We start from the raw sequence: 14,730 nt of genomic DNA, 5'->3' as shown, positions 1-14,730 counted from the left end.
GCACGCCCCGGCATCGCAGCCGCCACGCCCCGTCATGACCGATTCCCTGCTCGACATCGCCCGCCTCGGCGGCACCACCATGGGCACCACCTGGAGCGTGTCGCTGGTCGCGCCGCGCCAGCGCGACCTGCACCCGCTGCACGCCGGCATCCAGGCGCGCCTGGATGATGTGGTCGCGCAGATGAGTACGTGGGACGCCGGCTCGGACCTCAGCCGCTACAACAGCGCCGATGCAGGCCAGTGGTGCACCCTGCCTGCCGAAACCCGTCACGTCCTGTCCTGCGCGCAGTCCATCGCTGCCGCCAGCGACGGTGCGTTCGATCCCACCATCGGCCCGCTGGTGGCACTGTGGGGTTTCGGTGCACATGCCGGCGAACGGCGCCAGCCCGATGCCGCCGCCTTGCAGGCCACGCGCGAGCGCTGCGGTTGGCAGCGGTTGCAATGGCGCGGCGATGCGCTGCTGCAACCCGGCGGACTGGAACTGGATCTCTCTGCGATCGCCAAGGGGTTCGGCGTCGATCACGTGGCCGCGTGGCTGCGCGATCAGGGCATCGCTGCTGCACTGATCGAGGTCGGTGGCGAACTGGCCGGCTACGGCCACAAGCCCGATGGCCAACGGTGGCGCGTGCTGGTGGAATCTGCGCCGGAAGAAGACGCGCACGCCAAAACACCACCGCGGGTGCTGGCGCTGGACGGCAAGGCGGTCGCTACCTCCGGCGATCGCTGGCATCACTATCAGGCCGATGGCGAGGCCTACAGCCACAGCCTCGACCCGCGCACCGGCAGGCCGGTACGCCAGGTTGCAGCGGCGGTGACGGTGGTCGCCGACGACGCGATGCATGCTGATGCCTGGGCCACCGCACTCACCGTACTCGGCCGCGAGCACGGCATGGCGCTGGCCGAACGCGAAGGACTGGCCGCACGCTACCTGCATCGCGCAGCGGATGGCCCGCACGAGTTTCTCAGCAGCGCCTTCCAGCGCCTGCTCGACGAGCGGGACGCATGAGCGCACGGCCGTCGCGCGCGCTGCTCGGCAACGCGCTTGTACTGATCCTGCTGGCGCTGATCGGCTGGGCGCTGCTGCGACTGCATCTCGGCGAAGCCTGGTGGCAGGGCGCACCGCCGGCGCGGCAATCGCAGATCGCCATCATCGCCACCGCGCTCTATGCGCTGGTCTGCACCGCACTGTGGTGGCGTGGGCGACCGCGCGACGATGCTGCCTCTGGCGACGTCGCGCCGATCCTGCTGGTCTGGTCCAGCCAGACCGGCTTCGCCCGCGAACTGGCCGAACGCAGTGCCGAGGCATTGCGTGGTGCCGGCGTGCCGGTGCGTGTGCGCGGTCTGCATGAGGTCGACGCCACGTTGCTGGCCGGCAGCCAGCGTGCACTGTTCATCGCCAGTACCACCGGCGAAGGCGACCCGCCCGATCATGCAGTGCCCTTCCTGCGCCATGTGATGGCCCTGCCGTCATCGCTGCAGCATCTTTCGTACGGCGTTCTCGCCCTGGGTGATCGCAGCTACGGTCACTTCTGCGCCTTCGGTCACCAGCTCGACGACTGGCTGCGCCAGCACGGCGCACATGCCCTGTTCGACGCCATCGAGGTCGACAACGCCGATCCCGCTGCACTGCGGCACTGGCAGCAACTGCTCGGACAACTTGCCGGTGGCGCCAGCGAACTGCCCGACTGGAGCCCGGCCGAATACCAGCCGTGGACGCTGCTGCAACGCCGGCACCTCAATCCCGGCAGCCAGGGCGGACCGGTGTACTGGCTGCGCCTGCAGGCGCCTGCCATCGACGGCGTGCGCTGGCAGGCCGGCGACATTGCCGAGATCGGCCCGCAGCACGCGCGGCACAGCGCGCGGGCCTGGCTGGAATCACAGGGTTTCGATCCGCAGACGGTGCTCGAGGACGGCCAGACGCTGCTGGCCCGTGTCGAACGCTCGCACCTGCCCTCACTGGTGCCACCGGGTGATCTGCCCGCCCTGCTGGCGGCCCTGCAGCCGCTGCCGCATCGTGAGTACTCCATCGCTTCGGTGATGGAGGATGGTGCGGTGGAACTGCTGGTGCGCCGGCAGCTGCGTGCCGATGGCACGCCCGGCATCGGCAGTGCCTGGCTGTGCGACCACGCCGTCATCGGCGAGCCGGTACAACTGCGCCTGCGCCGCAACGACAACTTCCACGGTGCCGCCGTTGCGGCGCCGCTGCTGCTGATCGGCAATGGCACGGGCATCGCCGGCCTGCGTGCACACCTGCATGAGCGCGCGGCCGTCGGCGCGCACCGCACCTGGCTGCTGTTCGGCGAGCGCTCGGCCGCGCACGACTTCCATTTCGGTGACGAACTGCGGGCGATGCTGGCGGCCGGCACGCTGCAGCGTCTGGATACGGTGTTCAGCCGTGACGGCGGCAGCCACCGTTACGTGCAGGACCGCCTGCTGGCGGAGGCGGCAACGCTGCGGCAATGGGTCGATGAAGGTGCCACGATCCTGGTCTGCGGCAGCCTGCAGGGCATGGCGCCAGCCGTGGATGCGGTCATCGAGCAGGTGCTGGGTACCGACGGCAAGGAGGCCCTGCTGGTGGCCGGCCGTTACCGCCGTGATGTGTATTAGCCCAGGCAGCGCCCAGCGCATGCGCGGATGATGCCCATCGGCGCATGCGAATCATCAGTCCGCGGCGCTCACCCGTATCGCCAGCAGCTCGCCACTGCCCTGCAGCGCATGCCGCTGGCGCTCGCCGGCCGCCAGCCATGCAGTGTCGCCTGCCTGCATCGGCGGCAAGACACTGTCCTCGGCAAAGCCGGCCTCACCCGCCAGCAGGTGCAGCGCCCAGGCCACGCCTGACTCGCAGAAGAAGAACATCGACCCCACCAGCGGCCGGTGCAGCAGCTCGGCGTGCAACTGCCCGCGCTTCCACATCAGGTTGAAATCATGGGTGGTGCCATCGACCAGTTCGCCGTGCAGTGCCTCCTCGCCGGCAAAGCGCACGCGACCATGCGGCGGCAGCACCTCCGCCACCCGGCCATCGGCGAAGCGCAGGCGCACACCGTTGCCCTGCAGCAGTACCAGTTCGCGCTCCACGCCCGGAAATGCAGAGAACGCGGCATCCTGCTCGATCTCCGCCACGGACAGGCGCAGGGCCCAGTCGTCCCCGTGCGCCGGCAGCCGCAGGATTTCGCGGGTCCAGCCCAGGCCATTGCGCCAGCGTTCGCGGCGGTAATCCAGGCGGGCAATCACCTGGCTCGGTGTCTTCAGCAGCGCATCGATATCCATGCCTGCATTGCACCACGCCACGTGCAATCGCGCATCAGCGCGTGGCGACCGTACCCTGCGCGCCGCACTGGCCACCCAGCAGCTGCGAATGCTTCAGCCAGTCCTGGTCGGGGTAATAGGCGAACACCATCGTGCCACCACGCAACGCGTCGATCAGCGGCCTGGCCACCGACAGCCGCACCGCCGGACACCCCAGGCTGCGGCCCAGCCGACCCTGCAGCTGGGCGGTCGCCGGATTCACGTAGGGGGCGCCATGAATGACGATCGCACGCTCGCGCGCGCGGTCGTTGAAGCCCGGCTCCAGCCCGGCCAGCCGCAATGAGTAGCCGTTGCCGCCCATGTAGGTTTCCTGCGCGGTGAACACACCGAGGCTGGACATGTAACTGCCGTCGCGATTGGAAAAATGCTCGGTCCGGTTCTCACCACTGTTGCGGCCGTGCGCCACCCATTCCTCGAACAACAGCTGCTGGTGCGCCAGGTCGAACACCCACAGGCGCGGCTCGGTGGAGGGCCGCGAATAGTCGATCACGCTCAGGCGTTCGCCGCTGATGCCCAGCTCCGGTCGCAACAGGGCGCAGCGCATGGCCTGCGCCGCCAGCTGCAGCACATGGCGATCGGCCTTCGGCGCGGTACGTGCCAGCAGGGCGGCCAGATCCTCGGCACGGGTCGCGATGGCGGGCGTCTGCGCCAACGCGGGTGCGCTGGCCGAGGTTGCCAGCAGGCCAAGCGTGGCCAGCCGGCAAAGGCGGGATGCGGTCATGGACGGGACACAGGACTCAGTTGCCTGTGAGAGTGGACCCTGCCGGCTCGGATTCCAAGACCGGCTGCAGGCCGGATTCAGCCGGGCTTGGGCGCACGGCGGGCAGCGAGGTCACCAGCAGCGTCGTGCCCGGCACCAGCACCTGGTACAGCTGGCGGGCGAAATCGGCCGGCAGCGCCAGTGGCAGCGACGGCGTGGCCAACAGGTCCGGGGTCGCCTGCGCACGGTCCTGGCCCAGCAACGGATAGGCCGTCCATTGATGCAGGCGCTGCTTCGCATCGAGCGGGCTGGGAACATCGCTGTAGCCCTGCCCCATCACGAACAGCGTGGTGCCCTGGAAGGCTGGCAGCGCGTCGGCTTTCAGCGGCGATTCGCCAATCATCACGCCGTCGCGCAGGACGTACAGCCGCTGGTCGTGCAGGCTGACCAGGATGCCGACCTGCCCGGCCGGCGCCGCGCTGTCGTTCCACCAGGCCGCCGCCACACTGCCGTCGCCGGTCTCGGGCAGGGCCTCGCCGCGCGCGTTGACCGGCGCCAGTACGGCGGGATAGGCCAGCGTCATCGGCGCGCTCTTGGCATCGGCCACCACCACCGTATCGCCGCGCCGGGTCTCGCTGAAGAGCTTCTGCGCGAACGCCTGGGGCAGCCGTACGCAGCCATGCGAGGCCGGATGCCCCGGCAGGCTGCCGCCATGCAGGGCGATGCCGTCCCAGGTCAGCCGCTGCATGTACGGCATCGGTGCGCTGTTATAGAGGTTGGAGCGGTGGTCCTTGTCCTTCTGCAGGATCGTGAACACCCCGGTCGGCGTCTCGTGTCCCGCCTTGCCCGAACTGATCGTGGTCAGCCCGATGGCGATCCCGTTGCGATACACGTAGGCGCGCTGCTCGTCCAGACTGACGACCAGCACGATCGGGCCGGCCGGGGAAATCTCCGGATGCCAGAGGAATTCGCCCGGCTTGAGATCGGTAGGCCCGCGTTCGGCGGCCACCGGCCCGGACGGGTCGATCGAGTGCGAAGACGGCAGCCCGGCCTGCACGGTCAGCGGCAGTGCCAGGACAAGGGAGAGCATCAGGGACGGACGGTGCAGACGCATCCAGCGGAGGTTCCATTCCATGCGAAGCGGTCACCGTACACCATCGCGCCGTAGCGAACGCGCCAAAAGAGAATGCCCGGCGACACAACCCTGTGTCGTACCGGGCAATCGTCACGTCCTTGTCGGCCTGCTGCCTCCCCCGCGCGTCCTGCGAAGTGGGGGTGGCGTTGCATCCTGCACGCGGCCGCGTCTGTCCTGCTTGTATCTCAGCCCCTTCCACAGGTCTGTGATGCCACCGTCCTGGTGATTGGTGCCGCATCCTGCGACGGTCGGTGAACACAGCCTCCCTGGCGGTGCCCGGTGGACCGGCCTCCTGCGGGTCCCGACGATTCCTGTTGTCAACGCCTTGGTACGGTCCGCACCGGTACCGATCCGGGTACCGGATCCGCGGGCAACAGCCTGTCGCCTACGGTGATCCGCTGTCGATTCCGTTCGACGATCACTGTCCCTATCCCCTTCACCTGCGTCAGATCCTCGACGCGCTTGAAGGGCCCGTGTCTGCGCCGGTGCTCGACGATCGCCGCAGCCTTCCTGGCTCCGACCATCGTCAATCCCTGCTGCAGCGCCTGGACATCGGCCCGGTTGATGTCGATCGGTTCGGCGGCATGCGCCCCTGCGATCCCCATTGCCAGTACCAGTGCCCTCAACACGACTAACCAAGGCACGACGTATAACTCCTTGTGGTTCTGGCCGCCCCGACCGGCAATCCCGTCGGTAGGAACAGTGTCCGTCACCACATACACACAGACTATCGGTTTCGTGGATTTCTAAAAGCCAGCCAAATACCCGACGTGATGTAGGAAAAACCCTACCCCCGGCGCAGGCGTAGAATGGCTGGATCAGCCATGCAACCGGAGTTTCAGATGGACAGCGCCAAGCTCGGCCAATTCGTGAATGACAAGTGGGACAGCGAAATCGTCCCGCAGTTGGTCGACTACATCCGCATTCCCAACAAGTCGCCGATGTTCGACGCCAATTGGGTGCAGAACGGCTACATGGAACAGGCGGTCACCCTGATGGAGACCTGGGCCAAGGCACAGGAGCTGCCGGGCCTGAAGGTCGAAGTGGTCCGCCTGGAAGGCCGTACCCCGCTGATTCTTCTGGAAATTCCCGCCACCGGCAGTGAAACCGGCGACGACACCATCCTGCTCTACGGGCACCTGGACAAGCAGCCGGAAATGACCGGCTGGGACGACGACCTGGGCCCGTGGACCCCGGTCCTGCGTGGCGACAAGCTCTATGGCCGCGGCGGCGCCGACGATGGCTACGCGATCTTCGGTTCGCTGGCCGCCGTGCTGGCCCTGCAGGCCCAGGGCCTGCCGCACGCGCGCTGCGTGGTCCTGATCGAAGCCTGTGAAGAGTCCGGCAGTTACGACCTGCCCGCCTACGTGGACCATCTGGCCGACCGCATCGGCAAGCCGTCGCTGGTGGTCTGCCTGGATTCGGGCTGCGCCAACTACGACCAGCTGTGGTGCACCACGTCGCTGCGCGGCCTCACCGGGGGCAACTTCACCGTCAAGGTGCTCAACGAAGGCGTGCATTCCGGCGATGCCTCCGGCGTGGTGCCGTCCAGCTTCCGCCTGCTGCGCCAGCTGCTGTCGCGCATCGAGGACCAGGACACCGGCCGCATCCTGATCGACGGCATGAACGTGGAAATCCCGGCCGAGCGCCAGGAACAGGCCAAGCGTGCCGCCGAAGTGGTCGATACGGCCATCTTCGAGAAGTTCCCGCTGGTCGATGGCCTGCGCCCGATGAACGAAGACCTCACCGAGCTGGTGCTCAACCGCACCTGGCGCCCGGCGTTGTCGGTCACCGGAATCGGCGGCATGCCGCCGCTGGAATCGGCCGGCAACGTGCTGCGCCCGCAGACCTCGGTAAAGCTGTCGCTGCGCCTGCCGCCCACCGCCGATGGCAAGACCTGCGGCGAGCTGCTGAAAGAAGCGCTGCTGCGCGATCCGCCGAACGGCGCGCAGGTCACCCTGGATCTGGAAAAGGCCTCCACCGGCTGGAATGCCCCGGCCATGGCGCCGTGGCTGACCCGGGCCATCGACGAAGCCAGCCAGACCTTCTTCGGCAAGCCGGCGATGTACATGGGCGAAGGCGGCTCGATTCCGTTCATGGGCATGCTGGGCGAGAAGTTCCCCGGTGCCCAGTTCATGATCACCGGCGTGCTTGGCCCGCACTCGAACGCGCATGGCCCGAACGAGTTCCTGCACATTCCGATGGGCAAGAAGGTCACCGCCTGCGTGTCCAAGGTGATCAGCGAGCACTACGCCGCCAGCCTGCGTGGCGAGACCAGTGGTTCGCCGGTGGCCGCCGACAGCGGCACGCGCCATGGCGACCACGGCTGCTGCTGATCCGGCACACCGTGACGGACGCAGCCCGGCCTTGCTAGGCTGCGTTCTTCTCAAGCGGAACGCACACGCATGAATGGTCTGTTCGGCAGCAGCAGCTGGCTGTACATCCTGCTGGTCGGGTTCTTCGTCGGCCTGCTCGGGCGCTTCGTCATGCCGGGCAACAACCGCATGGGCTGCCTGCTGACCATCGTGCTGGGCATCCTCGGTGCCCTGCTGGCCGGCTGGTTTGGTCAGTACATGGGCTGGTACGCCCCAGGCGAACCGGCTGGATTCCTCGGTGCCGTGGTCGGCGCGGTGGCCGTGCTGGCGATCCTGCGCCTGTTCAGCGGTCGCCGCTGAAACGGCCCCACCTTTCCCTCCTGTCCCCGACGTCGGCGCGCCCCGCGCGCCCGGATATGCCCGCATGACCGAACCCGCCTCCGATCCCCAGCGCCGCGCGCAGCGACTGCAGTGGGCCCGTATCCAGCTTGGCGATGCACAGGCCGTGGTTGAACGTGCCTCGGTCGATGCGGGCATGCGCAGCTACTGGCGCGTCACCGGTACACGCGGCAGCCACATCGTGATGGATGCTCCGCCGGGACTGGAAGACCCCCGCCCCTGGCTGCGCATGCGCGGCCTGCTGCACGACCATGGCCTGCGTGTGCCGGCCCTGCTTGCGCAGGATCTGGACGCCGGCTTCCTGCTGCTGGAGGATCTCGGCGGTCCGACCCTGGCGAGAATCCTCGACGAGCGCAACGCCGATGAATGGTTCGGCCGCGCCATCGATCAGCTGCTGCGCCTGCAGGCGATCCCGGTGCCGGCCGACTTCGGCCAGTTCGGCGAAGCCTTGCTGCAGCGCGATGCCGGCCTGTTCGACGAATGGTTCCTGCAGCGCCATCTCAACCTGCAGCTGGACTGCGGCGAAATCGAGGGCCTGCAGCTGGTCCATCGCCGGTTGATGGACAACGCACTGGGCCAGGCGCAGCTGATGACCCACCGCGACTACATGCCCCGCAATCTGATGCCCGTTGCCGACGGTCCGGCCGTGCTGGATTTCCAGGACCTGGTGCGGGGCCCGATCGCCTACGATGCCGTGAGCCTGTTCAAGGACGCGTTCCTGAGCTGGCCGCTGCAGCGCGTGGACGAGTGGCTCGCGCAGTACCACGCGCGCGCGCACGCTGCGGGCCTGCCGGTGCCCGACCGTGCGACCTTCCTGCGTGACGCGGACTGGATGGGCATCCAGCGCCACGTGAAGATCCTGGGCCTGTTCTGCCGCCTGCGTTACCGCGACAACAAGGGTCATTACCTGGACGATGCGCCGCGCTTCATCACCTATCTGGAAGAAGTACTGCCGCGCTACCGCGAGCTGGCCCCCCTGCGGCAGCTGCTGGACACACGCATCAAGCCGGCGCTGGCCGAGCTCGGCACACCGATGCGCGTGGCCCGATGAAGGCGCTGATCTTCGCCGCCGGCCTGGGCGAACGCATGCGCCCGCTGACCCTGCACACACCCAAGCCGCTGCTCGCAGTGGCCGGCAAGCCGCTGATCGTCTGGCACCTGGAGCGCCTGGCCGCCTGCGGCGTGCGCGATATCGTGGTCAATACCGCGTGGCTGGCGGAACAGTTCCCGGCGATGCTCGGCGATGGCAGCCGATGGGGTGTGCGCCTGCACTTCATGCATGAAGGCGATACCCCGCTGGAGACCGGCGGAGGCATTCTCAATGCTCTGCCGGCACTGGGTGAGGATCCGTTCCTGGTGGTCAACGGCGACATCTGGACCGATTTCGATTTCGCCACACTACCGCGCGAGCCGCAGGGCCAGGCGCATCTGGTGCTGGTCGACAACCCCGCGCAGCATCCGCACGGTGATTACCGGCTGGACACACAGGGCCTGCTGCACCATGACCGCGAAGGACCGTGCCTGACCTATGCCGGCATCGGCGTGTACCGCCCTTCAATCGTGGCCGACTGGCGCACGGTGATTGGTGATGCGCCGGGCAGCGAGCGGCTGCCGCCGAAGTTCTCGGTGGTGCCACTGCAGAAGCACTTCATGGCGCAGGGGTTGATGACGGGGCAGCACCATCGCGGGCGCTGGACCGACGTCGGCACGGTGGATCGCCTGCGCGCGCTGGATGTTGAGTTGGCGGCGAACGGCTGAGCCCCTCGTGGTTGGTCGCTCCAATCAAAGCCGTGCCTGGCCGGGCGGGGTGGATTCGCGGGGGACGCCGTGAACCCATCCATGGGGGCTTGGCCGCGAACCCACCCCGCCCGGCCTCTGGCAGTTTCCGTGCGCGTCCAGCCACGGAAGAAGGAAAGAAAAGCAGAAGCAGGTCGCTTCGCTCACGAAGCGAAAGCGCATCCACGCGTAGCGTGGATCTACCGTGTCGACCAAGGTCGACACCCACCAACAACAGTGCAGTACGCAGTCCCGGCAGATTGCGGGAACCTGCTTGCGCCGTCCCCCGCAACCTGAGCCACCCCGCCTCCCCTGAGGAAGCCAGCGTTTGACGTTGACGTTGCTCCGGCTTCGGCACTGGCTTCGGCGGGTGCAGGGCGGCAGCCCTGCAAAACAAACCCCAACCTCAGTAGCGAGGGCGGCCTTCTTCCAGCACCTGGCGCAGGAACGGCACGGTGATCCGACGCTTGGCCGCCAGCGATTCGCGGTCCAGCCAGTCCAGCAACGTGATCAGCCCGCCCAGCTCGCGCCCGGTGTGCGACAGCAGCCACTCGATCGCCGCCTCGTCGATGGCCAGCCCCCGTCGCAGCGCGCGCTCGCGCAGCACCGCCGCGCGTCCTTCCTCGTCCAGCGGCTGCAGCAGCACCCGCACGCACTGGCCCAGCCGCGAGCGCAGGTCCGGCAGCACCAGTCCGAGTTCGCCCGGCGCCTTCTGCGCCGTGTAGAGCACGGTCACGCCGGCAGCGCGCGCACGGTTATGGAAATCGAACAGGGCAATCTCGTCCTCGCGGTTGCTGGCAATCTCGTCCAGTCCGTCCAGCGCGACCAGCTCGCGCGCCTCCAGCCCCTCCAGCGCTGCACGCACACGGCCGGCCGCACTGGCCAGCGGCACATAGGTCGGCAGCCGCCCGGCCTGCTCGGCGCTGGAACACATCGCCAGCGCCTGATGCGTCTTGCCCGTGCCTGCCGCGCCTTCCAGGTAGACCCAGTCGTGGCTGGCACCGACCGCGATCGCGCGCAGCTGCGCCAGCGCACCATCCGGTGCGCCGATGAAGGTCTCCAGGCGCTGGTCCCGCGGGTAGTGCAGGGCCAGCGGCAATTGCGGCACACCCATCACTTCAGGTCGGGGCCCTTGTCGTTCGTGTCGAGGATGATGTGGGGCGGCTCGACCACACCGTCAAGCACGATCGCCGATTTCTCACCCGCGTAAAGATCGCTCTGCCGATAGCGCTGGTGCGCATAGCGCAGCAGCACGTTGGACACGGCAGCCACCGGCAGCGCCAGCAGCATGCCGAGGAAGCCGAACAGCTGGCCGCCTGCCATCACCGCGAAGATCACCGCCACCGGATGCAGGCCGATCTTGTCGCCGACGATGCGCGGCGTCAGTACATAACTCTCCAGCAACTGGCCGACCGTGAACACCACGCCGACCAGTATCAGCAGTTTCAGGTCGAAACCCTGCGCCTGCACCAGCGCGGCGATGATCGCCATCAGGATGCCGGTGGTCGCGCCCAGGTACGGAATGAAGCTGATCAGGCCCGCGATCATGCCGATCAGCAGCCCCAGCTTCAGCCCCACCAGCGACAGGCCGCCGGCATAGATCACGCCCAGTGCCAGCATCACCAGGAACTGGCCGCGGATGAAGGCCCCCAGCACCTCGTTGGATTCGCGCGCCAGCGCCGTGATGGTGCCGATGTGGTTGCGCGGAATGACCGAGGCGACCCGCTCCACCAGCTTGTCCCAGTCGCGCAGGAAGTAGAACGCCAGGATCGGCAGCAGCAGGATGTTGACCACCCAGGTCACCATCGTGAAGCCCGAGCGCGAGACATATCCCATGAAGGTCTTGGCGAAGCCGCCCGCCTGCTGCCAATGGCTGCGCACCCATTCGATCAGGCGATCCGGGTCCAGCCACTGCATCACCTCCAGGCCGGTCTTCTGCTCGAACCACGGAATGCCGGTCTGCATCAGCCAGGCCTGCGCCTGCGGCACGGCCGCCACCAGGGTGGTGATCTGCTTTTCGATCATCGGCACCAGCACCAGCAGCGCGGCGACGATCACCAGCACCATGGCCACGAACACCAGCACCACGCCGGTCATGCGCGAGCGCCCGGTGGCCTCGATGCGGTCCACCAGCGGATCACCCAGCCAGGCCAGCGCCAGCGCCAGCACGAACGGCGTCAGGATCGGCGCCAGCAGCCACACGATCCAGCCGATCAGGCCGGCAAGCAGGATGTATTTGACCCGGCGCAGGAACTGCGCGATTTCAGCTTCCGGCGTCAGGGTCATCGCAGTCGGTACTCGTTGCTGACCGGCGCCTGCACCGGCACGCCGGTGGTGTCATCGATCGGTGTCGGAAGGGCAGGCAGCGGGGCGTTCGGAACCAGTACGCCGCTGTCACCCAGCATGCGGTTGAAGCCGGCCAGGCCGGTGGTCATTTCCACGGTCAGCTCCAGCCGGCCCGCGCTGGCGTGCAGCGGAGTGACATTGCGCACCACCGGCACGTCGCGCAGGCCTGCGGCCAGTCGCAGGTAGTCATCGGCACTGTTGATGCCGGTGACCACCACCCGGTAGCTGCCCGCCTGGCCGGTGGCCACACCCGCCTTGGCATAACGCTTGACCAGCGCGTCGGCCGCGCCGTCGGCACCCGCGGCCATCGCGCGCATGGCGTTGGCGTCCTTGCTGGTCCATCTGTTCAGTTCACGGCCATCGTCGACGAACACCCAGTCCGCCTGCCAGCCACCATTGGCACGGTAGAGCTTGCCGATCAGCTGCATCGGCGGCGAGTAGCGCGAAGAGGCGCGGGCCACGGCGGCGCTGTCCTGGCGCCAGATGGCACCGGCCAGCGCCTGTTCGGCAGCGCCCCCACTGGGCAGGCCCAGCTTGTAGCCGCGCTCGATGGCGCGGTTCAGCAGCGGGCGCGCGGCATTGGCCTGCTGCACGCTGACCAGGCGCGGGCCGCTGCCGTCATCGACGGCCAGCCACAGCACCGGCTTCGGTCGGGGCTGCGGCCACAGCGGCAGGCCCAGCGCGGCGACCAGCGAATCGACGTCGTCCTCGCGGAAACGGGCCACCAGCAGGGTGCGGAAACTGGGCGCACCGCTGGCGCTGAGGCTCTGGTCCTGCTTGTAGTCGTAGCTGGCCACGTAATCCTTGGCATTGCGCAGGGCCTGCACCACGCCGGGCCGGGACATCACGCTGCGGTCGCCCGACAGCTTGCCCAGCACTACGCTCAGGGCGCGTGCCAGCCCGCCATTGCGGTCGGCCTCGGCCTGGCTGTTGACCGGCACTTCGGCCTCGTAGGCCCCACTGGCGGTGGCGACATCCCCCTCGGTGCGCAGGCCGCTCTGGGCCATCGTGGCCACCGGCAGGCTCAACGCAAGAAGCAGGGTGAGAATCAGGCTGCGGCGCATCAGGACATCCATTGGCTCGACGTATCCGGGGGGAATTGTTGCCCGAATACGGCCTGTGCGCCAATGCGGCCTGTTAAAATCGCCCGTTCAACCCCTGCCAGCGCCGACGCCCGTGACCAACACCCCGTCTTCCGCCCCCTCCCCCCTCACCTACCGTGACGCGGGCGTCGACATCGACGCCGGCAACGAGCTGGTCGAGCGGATCAAGCCCCTGGTCAAGCGCAGCTTCCGTCCGGAAGTGATGGGCGGCCTGGGCGGTTTCGGCGCCCTGTTCGACCTGTCCAACAAGTACCGCGAACCGGTGCTGGTGTCGGGTACCGACGGTGTCGGCACCAAGCTGAAGCTGGCCCACCAGCTGAACCGCCACGATACGATCGGCATCGATCTGGTCGCGATGTGCGTGAACGACGTGCTGGTGCAGGGCGCCGAGCCGCTGTTCTTCCTGGACTACTTCGCCACCGGCAAGCTGGACGTGGATACCGCCGCGGCGGTCGTGGGCGGCATCGCCAACGGCTGCACCGAGGCCGGCTGCGCACTGATCGGCGGCGAGACCGCTGAAATGCCCGACATGTATGCCCCGGGCGAGTACGATCTGGCCGGCTTCACCGTGGCCGCGGTGGAAAAGAGCGAACTGAAGGATGGCGCCAGCGTGGCGGCCGGCGATGTGCTGATCGGCATCGCCTCGTCCGGCCCGCACTCCAACGGCTACTCGCTGGTCCGCCGCATCTACGACCGCGCCGGGCGTCCGGCCGATCTTGAGCTGGAAGGCGGCGTGAAGCTGGTCGACGCGCTGATGGCACCGACCCGGTTGTACGTCAAGCCGATCCTGTCGCTGCTGAAGTCGCACGGCGATGCCATCCATGGCATGGCCCACATCACCGGTGGCGGACTGACCGAGAACATCATCCGGGTGGTCCCGGACGGCCTCGGCCTGGACATCCAGGCGGCCTCGTGGACGCTGCCGCCGGTGTTCCAGTGGCTTCAGAAGGAAGGCGCGGTCGCCGACAGCGAAATGTGGCGCACCTTCAACTGCGGCATCGGCTTCGTGCTGATCGTCGCGCCGGACCAGGTCGAGGCGGTGTCCGCCGCGGTCACGGCCCAGGGCCTGGATCATTGGACCATCGGCCAGGTCGTCACCACCGAAGGCGCCGAGCGCGTCCGCATCGCCTGACCCCTGCAGAGGAGCCCGCATGGACGCAATGCCCCCATCCCCTTCGAACCCGGTGCCGCCGCCGCTGCTGACGGCACCCGTATTCGGCCCGCAGGACGCCAGCCATCTGCGGGCGCTGTCCATCGGCCACTACGTGGTTGGTGCGCTCATCGCACTGTTCTCGCTGATCTTCATCATCCACATCGTGCTGGGCGTGAGCGCCCTGACCGGGGCATTGCCGCTGAGCTCGGAGGGGCAGCCCTCATCGCCCGCAGAGCAGCGGATGTTCGGCTGGATGTTCACCATCATCGGCAGCGTGATCGTGGTGGGCGGCGTCACCCTGGGGGCCTTCGTCGCCTACGCCGGGCGCTGCCTGGCGCAGCGCCGCCGTTACGTGCTGTGCCTGGTGGTCGCGGGCCTGTCCTGCCTGTTCACCCCGGTGGGCACGGTCCTGGGGGTGTTCACCCTGATCGCGCTGCTCCGCCCCCAGGTGAAAGCCGTGTTCGACACTCCGTCGGCAAGCGTTTGAGCCGCCTGGG

General features: G+C 68.0%; 15 protein-coding genes. 8 read left to right on the top strand and 7 right to left on the bottom strand.

The window, feature by feature from the left end; genetic code table 11:
* Nucleotides 1-34: 34 nt before the first annotated feature.
* Nucleotides 35-1,006 (top strand): FAD:protein FMN transferase, encoded by a 972-nt coding sequence (locus QMZ25_RS09760; RefSeq protein WP_283219533.1) that lies wholly within the window; start codon nucleotides 35-37, stop codon nucleotides 1,004-1,006.
* Nucleotides 1,003-2,607 carry a sulfite reductase subunit alpha gene (locus tag QMZ25_RS09755; RefSeq protein ID WP_065182426.1) on the top strand — a complete coding sequence of 535 codons (1,605 nt, stop codon included), beginning with the start codon at nucleotides 1,003-1,005 and terminating at the stop codon, nucleotides 2,605-2,607. Before QMZ25_RS09760 ends, QMZ25_RS09755 begins: the two co-directional genes overlap by 4 nt.
* 54 nt (nucleotides 2,608-2,661) lie before the next feature.
* On the opposite strand, the gene QMZ25_RS09750 is transcribed toward QMZ25_RS09755, so the two are convergent.
* The 4 genes from QMZ25_RS09750 to QMZ25_RS09735 all read right to left on the bottom strand — a co-directional run bounded on the left by QMZ25_RS09750 (nucleotide 2,662) and on the right by QMZ25_RS09735 (nucleotide 5,857).
* A complete protein-coding gene (locus QMZ25_RS09750) occupies nucleotides 2,662-3,267 on the bottom strand; it encodes a HutD family protein (RefSeq protein ID WP_283219532.1) in 606 nt (201 codons plus the stop codon).
* Nucleotides 3,268-3,301: 34 nt separating this feature from the next.
* A complete protein-coding gene (locus QMZ25_RS09745; protein WP_283219531.1) occupies nucleotides 3,302-4,027 on the bottom strand; it encodes a murein L,D-transpeptidase catalytic domain family protein in 726 nt (241 codons plus the stop codon).
* A 16-nt stretch (nucleotides 4,028-4,043) separates the two neighbouring features.
* On the bottom strand, nucleotides 4,044-5,120 hold the full coding sequence (locus QMZ25_RS09740; protein WP_065174541.1) for a L,D-transpeptidase: 1,077 nt from the start codon (nucleotides 5,118-5,120) through the stop codon (nucleotides 4,044-4,046).
* 338 nt (nucleotides 5,121-5,458) lie between these two features.
* Nucleotides 5,459-5,857, bottom strand: coding sequence for a helix-hairpin-helix domain-containing protein (locus QMZ25_RS09735; RefSeq protein WP_053516696.1), 399 nt, complete (start codon nucleotides 5,855-5,857; stop codon nucleotides 5,459-5,461).
* Between the two features lie 126 nt (nucleotides 5,858-5,983).
* On the opposite strand from QMZ25_RS09735, the gene QMZ25_RS09730 reads away from it, so the two are divergent.
* The 4 genes from QMZ25_RS09730 (at nucleotide 5,984) to murU (ending at nucleotide 9,613) form a co-directional block, all read left to right on the top strand.
* Nucleotides 5,984-7,477 (top strand): M20 family metallopeptidase, encoded by a 1,494-nt coding sequence (locus QMZ25_RS09730; protein ID WP_193396426.1) that lies wholly within the window; start codon nucleotides 5,984-5,986, stop codon nucleotides 7,475-7,477.
* Between the two features lie 69 nt (nucleotides 7,478-7,546).
* Nucleotides 7,547-7,816, top strand: a complete 270-nt coding sequence (locus QMZ25_RS09725; RefSeq protein WP_065174540.1) for a GlsB/YeaQ/YmgE family stress response membrane protein — start codon at nucleotides 7,547-7,549, stop codon at nucleotides 7,814-7,816.
* A gap of 64 nt (nucleotides 7,817-7,880) precedes the next feature.
* Nucleotides 7,881-8,906, top strand: coding sequence for a phosphotransferase (locus tag QMZ25_RS09720; protein WP_283219529.1), 1,026 nt, complete (start codon nucleotides 7,881-7,883; stop codon nucleotides 8,904-8,906).
* Nucleotides 8,903-9,613: an N-acetylmuramate alpha-1-phosphate uridylyltransferase MurU gene (murU, locus tag QMZ25_RS09715; protein ID WP_283219528.1), complete on the top strand. Its 711-nt coding sequence runs from the start codon at nucleotides 8,903-8,905 to the stop codon at nucleotides 9,611-9,613. The genes QMZ25_RS09720 and murU overlap by 4 nt, the downstream gene beginning before the upstream one ends.
* Before the next feature lie 424 nt (nucleotides 9,614-10,037).
* On the opposite strand, the gene hda is transcribed toward murU, so the two are convergent.
* Genes hda through QMZ25_RS09700 form a run of 3 tightly spaced genes read right to left on the bottom strand, consistent with a single transcriptional unit; the run spans nucleotide 10,038 to nucleotide 13,041 of the window.
* Nucleotides 10,038-10,745, bottom strand: coding sequence for a DnaA regulatory inactivator Hda (hda, locus tag QMZ25_RS09710; RefSeq protein ID WP_111186712.1), 708 nt, complete (start codon nucleotides 10,743-10,745; stop codon nucleotides 10,038-10,040).
* On the bottom strand, nucleotides 10,745-11,917 hold the full coding sequence (locus QMZ25_RS09705; protein ID WP_065174539.1) for an AI-2E family transporter: 1,173 nt from the start codon (nucleotides 11,915-11,917) through the stop codon (nucleotides 10,745-10,747). The genes hda and QMZ25_RS09705 overlap by 1 nt, the downstream gene beginning before the upstream one ends.
* Nucleotides 11,914-13,041, bottom strand: coding sequence for a DUF2066 domain-containing protein (locus QMZ25_RS09700; protein WP_283219527.1), 1,128 nt, complete (start codon nucleotides 13,039-13,041; stop codon nucleotides 11,914-11,916). Before QMZ25_RS09700 ends, QMZ25_RS09705 begins: the two co-directional genes overlap by 4 nt.
* A 112-nt stretch (nucleotides 13,042-13,153) precedes the next feature.
* Between QMZ25_RS09700 and purM the strand changes: the two genes are divergently transcribed.
* Nucleotides 13,154-14,212 carry a phosphoribosylformylglycinamidine cyclo-ligase gene (gene purM, locus QMZ25_RS09695; protein ID WP_053519430.1) on the top strand — a complete coding sequence of 353 codons (1,059 nt, stop codon included), beginning with the start codon at nucleotides 13,154-13,156 and terminating at the stop codon, nucleotides 14,210-14,212.
* Nucleotides 14,213-14,231: 19 nt separating this feature from the next.
* Nucleotides 14,232-14,720: a hypothetical protein gene (locus tag QMZ25_RS09690; protein WP_053519429.1), complete on the top strand. Its 489-nt coding sequence runs from the start codon at nucleotides 14,232-14,234 to the stop codon at nucleotides 14,718-14,720.
* Nucleotides 14,721-14,730: the final 10 nt, after the last annotated feature.

The sequence above is a fragment of the Stenotrophomonas sp. RS-48 genome (assembly GCF_030053245.1).
Lineage (GTDB): Bacteria > Pseudomonadota > Gammaproteobacteria > Xanthomonadales > Xanthomonadaceae > Stenotrophomonas > Stenotrophomonas maltophilia_P.
This window is presented reverse-complemented; position numbering and strand designations above follow the sequence as displayed.